Raw genomic sequence first — 12,115 nt, forward strand, 5'->3', positions numbered from 1 at the left:
TTTTCCTTAAAATGCCTGTCCGACACTAATAAAAAACTGCGGACTTTTTTTCTCGTTCCACAACGGAAAACCAACATCAAAACGCACCGGGCCAATTGGCGTATCAACACGTAACCCGCCACCGGCAGCGTAAGCCAGTTCGTTTATTTTGTAGCTAAAAGCCTTCTCCCAAACATTACCGCCTTCAAAAAATGCCACGCCACTCAGGCGCCAAAAAAGCGGATACCGGAGTTCTGCATTTCCTTCCAAAATACTTTTACCGCCCAAAGGAGTTCCGCTTTCGCGCTTTGGCCCCAAATCCGAACGGCTCCAACCACGAATTGAGTTACTACCACCCGAGTAAAAACGGTCTTCAACCGGAATAAAACCACTGTCGTCGGAAGAGTGAATCCCCCCGATCATACCCCGAAATGCCAGTACCAGATCATCAATTTTTTGATAGGTCCGGAAATCGCCCCAAACGCGCAGATAACTGAAGTCGCCACCAAACTTATAACCGTTCAGCTTCATCCCCATCGACAGGTTTACTCCCTGATCGGGCGAAAATTTCGGATGAGCCGTTGAAAAAACAGAACTTAGCAACACTCCCGATTTATTGTAGAGGTAATTCTCATCTTCCGGATCGGGAAACTCAGAATCGCCCTCCTCTATTTGTTGTTTCACTTTCTCGTAATAATAGGTAAGTGTTGCATTCAGCTCTTTGCTAAAACGGTAGGTTAAAGGCAGGTTTAATCCGTAGGTACGTGTTTCGTAACCCGGTTCTTTATTACTTCCCAGGAATGGGTTGATGGAAACAGTTCCTTTTTTATTTAAAAGTTGTGGCTGCGTCCATTTCACGCTCAGGTAATAAGGTTCGATTGCCGAATGTTTGGCGTAAATATTAATGCGCCGGGCAGTACCCAAAAATCCAAGATAAGTTAAATCCGCAAAGGCACGGAATTTATCCTCGGTTCCGTAACCGGCACCAAATTCGGTATTCATTCGCGGCGCTTCTTCAATGTATAAGTTCACCGGAATAGGGTCGCGCAAGGTAGTTTTATCCTTTTGCGGAAGCACCGAAACCACGCTAAAAAGCTGCAGGTGATACAGCGACTCGCGCGTTTTATCCAAAAGCGATTTATTGTAATCCTCTCCTTCCCGGTAGTCAAATTGCTTTCGAATAAATTCCTCATCCACATGATTATTTCCCTTCACCGTTGTTGCTCCAAAATGGCTTACAGGCCCGGGATTGATCACGTAAGTAATCCCAACCAAATGTTGTGTTGTATCGAGCTGAATTTCGTAATCCACATCAACGTAAGCATAGCTCCTATCTAAAAAGATATTGCGAATTGCAGCTATGTCTTCCTTCAAGGCCTCATCGCTAAATCGTTTTGAATGGAGTAAAAAAAGTTTTCGGATGTTGTGGTCGGCGATGGAATCAATGTTTATCTGAGGATTGGTTTTGTTCAATTTAAAAATCACCGTATCAATGGTGTATGGCTCGCCTTCCTCGATAATAAAATTAAGTTTAACAGTCTGCTTTTCATCGTTAACTTTTAGCGAATCAAGCAGTACCTGTGCCTTTACAAAACCTTCGCTCTGGTAGGTTTTTCTCAGTCGCTCCAAATCCAAATCCAGCAACTCGCGGTTAAACAACGAAGGCTCGTTGTCGGTTAACAATTTCTCGAGATACGATACCTCATCAAACACCATCTTATCCAACAAGTAGCTGCTTTCCAACGATCGGTTTCCTTTGAAACTAATCTTTCTGATTTCGTAATTCTCCTGGGCTCCCAGAGGAAAACCAAACAGTTGCAGGACGATTGAGACGAAGAATATGTAGGCAATTTTTCTGATCATAATTAACGCATGGCAAACATAAAACACCTTAATCGGTAAAACTGTTTTCGATAATTGGTTTAACTGCCGATTCGGCAATAAGATTAATACTTTGCGCATGTTGAGCCGCATTTATTGTATCGGGTGTAAAAACCATTTGTACATTCAATTCTTCCATTTCCGCAATCAGTTTTTTCATGTGTTGGTCTTTCCTTTTTCGCACCGTTCGGATATAAATTGCCTTTATACGCTGCGGAAATATACGTGCCACGCGGGCATAAATCTCCGGATCGTGCTGTCCGTTATCGCCCACCAGCACAAACGGCAACTTGGGATATGTTTTAAAAAGCCTGATTATTTTATCCAGTTTATGCTCGTGATTTCCGCCATCCTGTTTCCATAAATTTAAAAGCCCCGGATTAATTTCGCGAAGTAAATAAACGCCCTTCGGAAATTGATTGTACGCACAAAAATCGTCAATCAGGTCGTATAAATTCCATTCGCTGCTCGACAGGTAAAAAAACGGATTATTGCTATTTTCATTGGCGCCCTGATGCAGCGCCCGGTAAAAAGCTTCCACTCCCGGAAAAGGTTTTCGGGTTCGCGAGTTGTGCGTAAGCATTAAGCGCAACTTTCGTAATGTTTGTGTAGAGTGGCTGATCATTATCGTATCGTCAATATCTGAAATTACACCAAATGCGGCATCTTTTCCCGGAATTAAAATTTCACCCGGCACCCGAAAATTATTCTTTTCAGGCCCTATCTGATCCAGCAATTCTGCCTGGTAAGGAATCCATTTTGTATTCTGCTCACCGTTCATTTCATTTAGCGGCATTGTTGCTTTAAAAATACCGTTTTCTTCGGTTAATCGTTGCTTTTGCTCGTTGCCTAAATAAATTTTTATTCGTGCACCGGGAATCTGATCGCCCGAATAACGTTTTAACATGGCCAATATATTTTCGTGCGATGAGTTTTTCCCTTCAGGTTTTTCAAGCCCCTTATCTTCGTAAAGGGCACCGGTAATAGTGGCTTCGCCCGATGCGTACGATCCAAAACCGCGGTAAGGAATTACCTGCGGCACACCAAGCCAACCCAGTTTATGCTTTAGCCTGAACTTTTGCTTTTTCAGGAAACCTTTGTTTTTCCGCTCAAAATAATCGGTCATTTCATTTTTGTCTGTCATAGCTATTTTCGGCACAGAATTTATTGTATTTAAGGTAAACAAATACATAAGACATGCCAGAAGAAAAGCTTTTATTCGTAATAAATCCTATTTCGGGAGATATTGAAAAGAACGATTTACAAGATGAGATTCGCCGTTTTATGGAAGAACACGAACTGGCGGTTGAGTTCTTCCGTACCACCGGTGAAAACGACAAGCAAAAAATTTCTGCAAAAATCAACAAGCTGCAACCATCAACGGTAATAGCCGTGGGTGGCGACGGAACCATTAACCTGGTTGCACAAACAGTAATAAACCAAGCGATTAAAATGGGTATTCTCCCTTTGGGATCGGCAAACGGAATGGCATCGGAGCTTGACCTGCCAAAAACGGTAGAAGAAAACCTGAAACTGATAGCAAAAGGGAAATCGAAAAAGATTGATGTGCTGCAAATAAATGATGAGCACATTTGCCTGCATTTAAGCGACATAGGATTTAATGCACAACTGATTAGTACTTACGAAAAAAGCGACAGCCGGGGCTTGTTGGGCTATACCAAATCGTTCATCGAGGAGTTTGGAAATGCCAATCCGGCGGCCTTTGAAATTACTTTGGAGGATTTTACCCTATCACAAAAAGCATTTATGGTGGTTTTAGCCAACGCCTCGAAGTTTGGAACCGGCGCAGTTATCAATCCCAAAGGGAAACCCGATGATGGCTACTTTGAACTGGTAATTCTGCGCCCACAAAATGTTAGCGATTTTCTGGAGATGCTTGTTCCTTTCTACACCCGCCAGATCCATACGCTCGATTTTGTTGACACCTACCAATGTAAAAAGGTAACGATTAAAAATCCGGAGCGCCAGACCTTACAAATTGATGGGGAAATTATGGGTCAGCCGCTACAAATTAATGTAGAAATTTTACCCCGCTGTGTAGAAATTATTATTCCTTAGTCATTTTTTTTCGGGGACACTTCATCGCCTTGGTTTTTTATTTATCCAGCTGGTATTAGTTATTTCGCAAGGCCTCAATTAACTCTGCCTTATTCATCTTACTTCGCCCTTCAATTCCCACCTGTTGGGCTTTCTTATACAACTCTTGTTTTGTACGTTCTTCATATTTACTACTTCCGCCGCCTTTTGTGCCGGAATCGGGGCTATTGGCTATTCTTGCCGACTTTTGTTTGCTGTATCCCTTCTCCCGTAAAGCTTCGTATTGTTCTTCGTTCTTCACTTGTGGAATATTATTCTTTTTTGCCATAACTAATTTATATTGATTTATCTAACTGACGGAAAATACCTTGCCAGATTCCAGCCAATTTGGAAAAACACATTGTAATCAGATGCTATTTTTTTCACCAATAGTTCTTGCACGCCAGGCAACCTGATAAGACTGTCGAGAATTGGCACAATTATTACAATATATCCTGCAAATACACGATCAGAATGAATAAAACAGGATTAACAAAAACGGCTCTCTATCTTATAATTATTTCACTACTTGTGGCTTTTATTATACTGGCCAAAAACATTCTTATTCCATTGGTACTATCCATGTTTTTTTCGTATTTAATTTACCCTGTGGTATGGAAAATTGAACGGTTGGGGGTAAACCGGATAATTTCTATTTTAACGGTTTTGCTGGTGGTAATTATTTTTATTGGTGGTATTGCGTTGCTGTTTTCATTGAAAGCCTCGAATGTCGACATCAACTTTAACGATGTGAAAGAACAGTTTGATAATAAAAGCCTAAGTGTTCAGAGTGCAATTACCACAAAACTTGGTATTGATGCATCAACATTAGACCATTACCTGAAGCAGGCAGTGGATAATTTAATTACTACCTGGCAGTCGGGAATTGGAAATCTTTTTGCAGCCACCACTACTACCCTTTTTCAAATCGGTATTTTACCGGTATTTACTTTCTTCCTATTGTTTTACCGCACTAAAACAGCACACTTTATTTTGCGAATTACTCCAAAAGAAAAACAATTCGTTACGCTCGATATTCTTCGCGAGATATCGACAGTTATAACCAAATATCTCGGTGGGTTATTGCTGGTTGTTGCCATACTTGCCGTTCTAAACTCAGTTGGCCTGTTAATTATCGGTATTAAACATGCCATGGTATTTGGTATTCTGGCCGCGCTGCTCAACCTAATTCCATATATCGGAACATTTCTGGGTGGTCTTATTCCTTTTATGTATGTAGTTTTTACCGATCCGCGCCCACTTCCCGCAATGATAAAAGTTGTGATACTTTTTATGGTTATACAGTTTATCGAGAACAATTTGCTTACACCTAACATTGTAGGCAACAGCATAAAAATTAATCCACTGGCAATCATCCTAAGTTTATTGTTTGCCAATATTATTTGGGGAATTGCCGGTATGTTGGTCGTAATTCCGGCTTTGGCCACTCTAAAGGTTATTATGCGAAAAATTGACAGTCTGCAACCATACGCATTTTTAATCAGCGATAGTGGAACTGAGAAACACAGACTGAAATTATTTAAACGAAAAAATAAGAATAAAAAATGATTAGAATACTTAGAGATCATCTAAAGATAGTTTCGAAAGCAATAAAAAACTTCGCTGCTAACAATCCTATTGGTATGGCAGCGACAACATCGTTTTTTGCTATTTTTTCTATTGCACCCATTCTTATTATCATTATTTCAGTGTTTGGAATGTTTACCAACGATGCTGTTATTCGGGCAAAGCTTTTTAACGAAGTATCGAACCTTATTGGCAGCGAAAGCAGCCACCTGTTGCAAACCGCCATCGACAATTACAACATTGGCGAAAAAAGCGGTTTGGGAGCTCTTATCGGTGGCGGTATTTTTCTCATCTCGGCAACTACACTTTTCAGTATCATGCAAAACTCGATAAATTACATTTGGCGAATTCGGGTAAAATCAAAACTAAAATTAAACGTGCTGAAATTTTTAAGAGACCGTTTATTCTCTTTCGGACTAATTTTAAGCCTCGGGCTGGTGTTACTTATTTCGTTGGTTCTTGATGCATCGATAAGCATTTTTCAGGATTGGTTGTCCACCACATTTAACCCTGAGTTTATTACCCTTTTTAATCTTCTGGAAATGGGCGCATCTTTAGTAATCACGGCCTTGGTATTTACACTGATTTTCCGTTTCCTCCCTGATATTGTCGTAAAATGGAAAGCAAGTTTGTTTGCAGCCGTTTGTGCTTCGGTATTGTTTTTTATTGGTAAATACCTCATCAGTATTTTTATTGGCAAAAGCCAGCTTGGGGTAATTTACGGGGCAGCCAGCTCGTTTGTAGTTATCCTGCTTTGGATTTATTATGTTTCGTTAATCTTTTATTTCGGGGTACAATTAAGCTACCAGTACTCGGTGTATTACAACCACGATAATAAACCATTAAAATTTGCCGAGCCGTTTAAAATCAGTTCGGCAGATAACTAAAAGACAAGGCATAAAAGCAAGGGTGCTTTTTACATATTCTGCACCATTTTACAACTGCAACTTTAAACATAAAAAAGCAGCTACGATAACTTCCGCAGCTGCTTTTTATGTTTATACTATTCTGTTTAACGTCGATTATCTAAGCCAGTTTCTTCTTTTTGACCGAAAGAAAAACAATACCTAAAACCACCACTACACCACTTATAATTACGGGTGTCCAGTTGGCACTGCTTAAGGCTACATCAATACCTAAAAAACTAAATGTTTCGGAGTTATTTATGGCCTGTATTCCAAAAAATAGTGTTCCGGCTAATCCAACTAAAAGTAAAATAGTTCCTAATGCTTTCATAATTTTCATATTTAATGTTTCGCTTAACTAAAGGCAAAATGGTGCCAACCATGCAATAGCCTTTAAAACACAATGGTTCAACACTTTTACACCTGAAACATTTCTACACTTTACACAAAAGTTGTAGAATATTCTCAACAATGCCGGCATGCAACCAAAGCACACAAAACCTCGTACACCTCTTTATATCTGGCCCTTATACCAATTCAAACCATTAACAGGGCACAGTGGAATGGAATTTTCTATCAGGGACTACAGAGATTAGAAAACAATTTAATAGTAACCTTAAAAATTTTTATCATGAGCAAAGCAACAAATGTATTGATGGGTTTTATTGCCGGAGCAGCAGCAGGAACTTTAACCGGAATTTTGGTAGCCCCGGACAAAGGCGTGAAAACACGTAAGAAACTAAACAAACAGATTAGAAGAACGTCGAGAGATGTTTCAGAATCTATTGGAGACAAAGTAGAAGAAATTAAAGACAAACTGAACGACGTTGTTTCAGAAATGCGAACGAAAGCCGAAGAAACGGAAGAAATAATTAAAGAGAAAGTGAATTCGAAGGCCAAAACAGCTAAAGATACAGCCGCGAACTAATAATTGTAATTTCTCACAATTAGAAGTAAAAAAATGAGCGACCATTTAACAGAAAGTATAGCAGGGCTTAACGAAGCCGTTAAACAATATGTGCAAACCAGAATCGACTTGGTTAAGCTCCTGTTTTTGAAGAAAACATCGAAATACATGAGCATTCTGTTCGGGATGCTCATTATAATTTTACTGTGCACACTTATTCTGGCTTTTGCCGGAGTGGTGTTCACCTTTTGGTATGGCGAAACCTATGGCAATTACCTTGAAGGTGCACTGATTGTACTCGGTAGTTTAGTTGTACTATTAATCGTTTTTCTTTTATTCCGAAACAAACTATTATCCTCGTTCTTCCTTTCAAACTTCTCGGAAATATTGTTCGAGGACGATGAAATAGATCATAAATAAATTGAGCGGGAAGAAGAATTGCATAAACCATTACAAATATGAAGCGAGTAAAAAATATGCGGGAACTGGAGCTCATGAAGGAAAACCTGGAGTACCGCCAAAAATTAAACGAAAAACAACTGCTGGGCTCGTCGGTGGCTATTATCGATAATTTTACCGATGGACTAAAAGACTGGGCCTTTGAATTTGGCACCCATTTATTCCTCGATTTAATTCGCCGCCGAAAAAACCGAGCTCCCGAAACGGAAGAAGAAGAATAAAAAAGTACAACACCGCATTGCAGCAACCAATAAGCAAAAAACCAGATTTGCCAGGCGCATCTCTACTCCAATCTAAATAGGGCAATTCATTAAATTGGTATAAATAATAGACACTTTATTCCTTTAATCTGCAAAAGTATCTTTATCTTTTGCATTTAATAACCGTCTGTTTCAATTTATAATCAATGCCCGATAACTCAAATAATTTCAAACTTTCCCTTAGTTCACTTTCAAAAACGATTAACAGTTTACTGAATAAAAAGGAACTGAACGAAGAAAATCTGGTTCAGATTGAACAGTGGCTGTCATTTCACCTGAATAAAATACGGATTAGGAAACTCGAAGATGTTTCTATTGTTGGCGAAAAGGAAACCGAAGAACGCACAAAAAAAGATGGTGTTTTTATTATCAATACCGCGGCCGACATTATTCTCGATCCGGGTTTTCAGAATTATCATAACGACTATACCGAGCGGCCGGAGAAACTGAATCTTGCCGATTTGGTGGAAGAAAGTACGCTAAACGAATTTAATTCAGCATTTCTTGAAGCCTTGAGCGAGAAAAAGAACACAAAAGCCGAAGTGCTTCTAAAAACAGGTATAAACCGGCAGCGCGAATGTGTTCTTGAATTTGATATGTTGGCCAGTAATACCGATAACAACCGGGTTATCGTTTATTATTCGTTCAAAGATCTTCAGCATGTGCATTTGGCTGATTTCCAGTCGATCGTTTTAAACAACCTTCCGGGAATGGATGTTTTTCTGTTCGATTCGGAATACCGCTATATTCTGGCCGGTGGAAAAGAAAAAGAAAAGTATAATTTAACGAACTCCAGCTTTATCGGGAAAACACTTTTCGATGTGTATAAAAAGCAGGATCAACGTCGTTATTTTCAGTTTTACAACAAGGCTATAAACGGCGAATTTACCGAGGGAGAAGTTCGTTATAAAAAAGACGTGTACTACATTGCCGCAGCGCCGGTAAAAAACATTGAAGGAAATACGGTGGCCGGAATTCTTATCTCGCAAAATGTTACAAAAGATAAAATACTGGAAGATAAACTGATTAAAAGTACCGAGGAAGCGCAGCGTGCCAACAAGGCAAAATCAATATTTCTGGCCAATATGAGCCACGAAATTCGTACACCACTTAATTCAATAATCGGTTTCACCGACCAGCTGAAGAAAACCAACCTGGATGAACAGCAGCAGAAATTTATTTCGCTAATTAACCACTCCTCCGAGCATCTCCTGTATTTGGTAAACGAAATTGTATTCCTTTTTAAACTGGGCATGGGCAAGGTTTACATTGAAAAAACGAGCTTTTCGATTAAAGAGCTGCTCAACGAGCTGGCCGATGTTTATAAAAAACAAGCTGCTGAAAAGAACCTGAAATTTAAAATAACTACCGACAAGGCACTGCCTGATTTTGTTAAAGGAGATCCTTTCCGTTTGCGACAGATATTGATGAACTTGTTGGTTAACGCCCTTAAATACACCGAACAAGGTCAGGTAAATCTGACTACAACCGTAATTAAAAAAACAGAAAACAAGGTTGAGCTGGAATTTGAAATATCTGATACGGGTATTGGAATTGAAGAGAAGGACCTGCCCTATATTTTTGATGTATTTGAGCAGGGCAACAAACGAACGGAAAAGATTCGCGGTGGCGCCGGACTGGGTTTGGGAATTTGCAAAAAGCTCGTTACCCTTTTTAAAGGCGAGATTTTCGTAAGCAGCAAAAAGAACAAGGGAAGTACATTCAGGGTAAATATTCCATTGGAAGTATCGGACGCTAAACCCCGGAAAGAAAAAGAAAAATCGTACAATCTTGATGACAGTTTGTTGCGGGGCAAAAAAGTACTTCTGGCCGACGACGACAAACACAATCGCATGCTTTCCGAATTAGTTTTAAAAGGCTGGCAAACCGATTTCGTTTTGGCAAAAGACGGAGTGGAAGCCTTACATGCGCTTAAAAATATACAGTTCGATCTGGTTTTGCTCGACATACACATGCCACGAAAAAATGGTGTTGATGTGGTAAAAAAAGTACGCGCCAATAAAGGCCTGAACGCTGACACACCCTTTGTGGCCTTAACGGCAAACGCGCTAAAAGCCGATATTAACAGCTACCTGAAAGTGGGGTTTAACGATTATGTTATTAAACCATTCTACGAACTTGAATTATACAATAAAATTTGTAATATTTTGCAAATTGAGAACAACGATAAACAAAGCTCAGTCGCCAGCAAACCAGCCATTGAAGAGCCGGCAACTGCCGATACATTTAATGTGTACGACCTGGAAAAAACAGCTGCCGGCGACAAGCAGTTTTTTAATTCGATGATCGACAATTTTACCGAAAATGCAGCAACATTGCTGGCCGGGTTTGAAAGCGGATTGAAAAACAAAGACTGGCAAACAATTGGTGAAAGAGCGCATAAAGCCATTCCTTCGTTCAGGTTTTTTAAACTAAACGCCACGGCAAACGTGCTTTCAAAAATCGAAGATCTGGCGTTAAGAAACCAGCAATTCGATGCACTGCCCGAGACGGTAAACATGGTTTCGGGACAAATAAAAGAAATAATAAAACAGGCAAAAGCAGCCAAAATATAAGGACAAAGCCCATTAAACTTTTTAGTTGAACTTTTGTATAAACTTATACCAACATAAATTCAATAAATGAAGAAGATATTGATTATTGACGATGACACATTCATCTGTGAGCTATTAAAAAAACATCTTCAAAACAATAAGTACAGTGCCGAAACTGCATTTAACGGAAGAGGCGCGCTCAAACTTTTTAAAGAAAACAACTTCGACCTTGTTTTATGCGATTTCCGGTTGCCCGACACCAGCGGGCTCGAACTTATGCAACAACTAAAGTCGATCAAGCAGTCGGTTCCGGTGATTATAATGACCGCTTATGCCGATGTTAGAATGGCCGTAAAATTGATGAAACTGGGTGCCAGCGACTACATTACCAAGCCCATTCAGCAAGAGGAACTTTTGGGACTGATAAAAAAACTGCTGAAGAAACCAGAACCTTTAGCGGCTAGAAAAAGCCGCAAAACAGTTTATTCGAATGGCGATTTTATTATTGGCGACAGCCCGAAAATAAAGTATGCGATCAACCTGGCCCGCAAAGTGGCACCTACCGATATGTCGGTAATTGTTTCGGGCGAAACCGGAATCGGGAAAGAATATATTGCGCGTTTTATTCACGAAAACAGCCTGCGAAAGGACAAACCGTTTCTGGCAATCGACTGCGGTGCCATTCCGAAAGAACTGGCCAACAGCGAGCTTTTCGGACATATAAAAGGATCGTTTACAGGTGCAATTTCCGATAAAATCGGAGTTTTTCAGAAAGCCGATGGCGGCACCCTTTTTCTCGATGAAATCGGGAACCTAAGTTACGATGTGCAGTTAAAACTGCTGCGGGCCATCCAGGAACGGGTTGTTTCGCGTTTAGGAGACGACAAACAAAAAAGTATTGACATACGCATAATTGCAGCAACAAACGAAGATTTAAACGTTGAGGTAAAAGAAAATAATTTCAGAGAAGACCTGTATCACCGCCTCAACGAATTTAAAATTGCCCTGCCACCGCTGCGCGAGCGCCCCGAAGATATTAACGTTTTTATGCGCCATTTTATCGATGCAGCCAACAAAGAGCTTAACCGTAATATTAACGGTATTACTCCCGAGGCCGAATCAGTAATCTTAAAATACCCGTGGTACGGTAACCTCCGCGAACTTAAAAATGTAATGAAGCGAGCGGTGTTAATGGCTGAGGGAGAACAAATTGACACCGACTGTTTCCCCTACGAAATTCTACACCCTGAGACAGACCACACTCAAACACAAACCGTTACGGCACAGGAAATTAACACGAATTCGAAATTAAAACACGCTTCTTCCGAAATTGAAAAAAAGCTAATTATTGAAACCATTCAGGAAGCCGGTTACAATAAATCGAAGGCCGCAAAAATTCTGAATATCGACCGCAAAACACTCTACAACAAAATTAAATTGTATGATATAAAACTATAGTTTAAATGCGTTCAGTAATGAAGTTTG

At 40.0% G+C, this 12,115-nt stretch carries 12 protein-coding genes; 8 read left to right on the plus strand and 4 right to left on the minus strand.

Annotation, left to right across the window (positions count from 1 at the left end; translation table 11 throughout):
* Nucleotides 1–6 precede the first annotated feature (6 nt).
* Together bamA and BMW53_RS15185 are read right to left on the minus strand one after the other, a co-directional pair.
* A complete protein-coding gene (bamA, locus tag BMW53_RS15180) occupies nt 7–1,941 on the minus strand; it encodes an outer membrane protein assembly factor BamA (RefSeq protein WP_175463512.1) in 1,935 nt (644 codons plus the stop codon).
* Nucleotides 1,871–3,004, minus strand: coding sequence for an App1 family protein phosphatidate phosphatase (locus BMW53_RS15185; protein ID WP_168136389.1), 1,134 nt, complete (start codon nt 3,002–3,004; stop codon nt 1,871–1,873). The genes bamA and BMW53_RS15185 overlap by 71 nt, the downstream gene beginning before the upstream one ends.
* A 53-nt stretch (nt 3,005–3,057) precedes the next feature.
* On the opposite strand from BMW53_RS15185, the gene BMW53_RS15190 reads away from it, so the two are divergent.
* Complete coding sequence (locus BMW53_RS15190) at nt 3,058–3,939, plus strand: diacylglycerol/lipid kinase family protein (RefSeq protein WP_038555887.1); 882 nt, start codon at nt 3,058–3,060, stop codon at nt 3,937–3,939.
* A gap of 55 nt (nt 3,940–3,994) precedes the next feature.
* Here the strand turns inward: BMW53_RS15190 and BMW53_RS15195 are convergent, their stop codons facing one another.
* Complete coding sequence (locus BMW53_RS15195; protein WP_038555890.1) at nt 3,995–4,246, minus strand: DUF7218 family protein; 252 nt, start codon at nt 4,244–4,246, stop codon at nt 3,995–3,997.
* 185 nt (nt 4,247–4,431) lie between these two features.
* Here BMW53_RS15195 and BMW53_RS15200 point away from each other — a divergent pair, with 185 nt between their 5' ends.
* Together BMW53_RS15200 and BMW53_RS15205 are read left to right on the plus strand one after the other, a co-directional pair.
* Entirely contained in the window at nt 4,432–5,526 is a 1,095-nt protein-coding gene (locus tag BMW53_RS15200) for an AI-2E family transporter (protein WP_038555893.1), read from the plus strand.
* Nucleotides 5,523–6,431: a YihY/virulence factor BrkB family protein gene (locus tag BMW53_RS15205; RefSeq protein ID WP_074780912.1), complete on the plus strand. Its 909-nt coding sequence runs from the start codon at nt 5,523–5,525 to the stop codon at nt 6,429–6,431. The genes BMW53_RS15200 and BMW53_RS15205 overlap by 4 nt, the downstream gene beginning before the upstream one ends.
* A 139-nt stretch (nt 6,432–6,570) precedes the next feature.
* Here the strand turns inward: BMW53_RS15205 and BMW53_RS15210 are convergent, their stop codons facing one another.
* Nucleotides 6,571–6,780, minus strand: coding sequence for a hypothetical protein (locus BMW53_RS15210; protein WP_038563807.1), 210 nt, complete (start codon nt 6,778–6,780; stop codon nt 6,571–6,573).
* A gap of 300 nt (nt 6,781–7,080) precedes the next feature.
* On the opposite strand from BMW53_RS15210, the gene BMW53_RS15215 reads away from it, so the two are divergent.
* The 5 genes from BMW53_RS15215 (at nt 7,081) to BMW53_RS15235 (ending at nt 12,088) form a co-directional block, all read left to right on the plus strand.
* Nucleotides 7,081–7,377 (plus strand): YtxH domain-containing protein, encoded by a 297-nt coding sequence (locus tag BMW53_RS15215; RefSeq protein ID WP_051567592.1) that lies wholly within the window; start codon nt 7,081–7,083, stop codon nt 7,375–7,377.
* Nucleotides 7,378–7,410: 33 nt separating this feature from the next.
* Entirely contained in the window at nt 7,411–7,776 is a 366-nt protein-coding gene (locus BMW53_RS15220; RefSeq protein ID WP_038555899.1) for a hypothetical protein, read from the plus strand.
* A 38-nt stretch (nt 7,777–7,814) separates the two neighbouring features.
* Nucleotides 7,815–8,036: a hypothetical protein gene (locus tag BMW53_RS15225; RefSeq protein WP_038555902.1), complete on the plus strand. Its 222-nt coding sequence runs from the start codon at nt 7,815–7,817 to the stop codon at nt 8,034–8,036.
* A 185-nt stretch (nt 8,037–8,221) separates the two neighbouring features.
* Entirely contained in the window at nt 8,222–10,651 is a 2,430-nt protein-coding gene (locus BMW53_RS15230; protein ID WP_038555905.1) for an ATP-binding protein, read from the plus strand.
* Nucleotides 10,652–10,717: 66 nt separating this feature from the next.
* Nucleotides 10,718–12,088, plus strand: a complete 1,371-nt coding sequence (locus BMW53_RS15235) for a sigma-54-dependent transcriptional regulator (protein WP_038555908.1) — start codon at nt 10,718–10,720, stop codon at nt 12,086–12,088.
* Nucleotides 12,089–12,115: the final 27 nt, after the last annotated feature.

The organism is Draconibacterium orientale, assembly GCF_900111425.1.
GTDB lineage: Bacteria > Bacteroidota > Bacteroidia > Bacteroidales > Prolixibacteraceae > Draconibacterium > Draconibacterium orientale.

Excerpts from the sequence above, each read along its gene's own strand:
- BMW53_RS15220 (WP_038555899.1), top strand. The coding sequence starts at position 7,411 with ATGAGCGACCATTTAACAGAAAGTATAGCAGGGCTTAACGAAGCCGTT.
- bamA (WP_175463512.1), bottom strand. The coding sequence starts at position 1,941 with ATGCGCAAAGTATTAATCTTATTGCCGAATCGGCAGTTAAACCAATTA.
- BMW53_RS15200 (WP_038555893.1), top strand. The coding sequence starts at position 4,432 with ATGAATAAAACAGGATTAACAAAAACGGCTCTCTATCTTATAATTATT.
- BMW53_RS15225 (WP_038555902.1), top strand. The coding sequence starts at position 7,815 with ATGAAGCGAGTAAAAAATATGCGGGAACTGGAGCTCATGAAGGAAAAC.
- BMW53_RS15210 (WP_038563807.1), bottom strand. The coding sequence starts at position 6,780 with ATGAAAGCATTAGGAACTATTTTACTTTTAGTTGGATTAGCCGGAACA.
- BMW53_RS15190 (WP_038555887.1), top strand. The coding sequence starts at position 3,058 with ATGCCAGAAGAAAAGCTTTTATTCGTAATAAATCCTATTTCGGGAGAT.
- BMW53_RS15195 (WP_038555890.1), bottom strand. The coding sequence starts at position 4,246 with ATGGCAAAAAAGAATAATATTCCACAAGTGAAGAACGAAGAACAATAC.
- BMW53_RS15185 (WP_168136389.1), bottom strand. The coding sequence starts at position 3,004 with ATGACAGACAAAAATGAAATGACCGATTATTTTGAGCGGAAAAACAAA.
- BMW53_RS15215 (WP_051567592.1), top strand. The coding sequence starts at position 7,081 with ATGAGCAAAGCAACAAATGTATTGATGGGTTTTATTGCCGGAGCAGCA.
- BMW53_RS15235 (WP_038555908.1), top strand. The coding sequence starts at position 10,718 with ATGAAGAAGATATTGATTATTGACGATGACACATTCATCTGTGAGCTA.
- BMW53_RS15205 (WP_074780912.1), top strand. The coding sequence starts at position 5,523 with ATGATTAGAATACTTAGAGATCATCTAAAGATAGTTTCGAAAGCAATA.
- BMW53_RS15230 (WP_038555905.1), top strand. The coding sequence starts at position 8,222 with ATGCCCGATAACTCAAATAATTTCAAACTTTCCCTTAGTTCACTTTCA.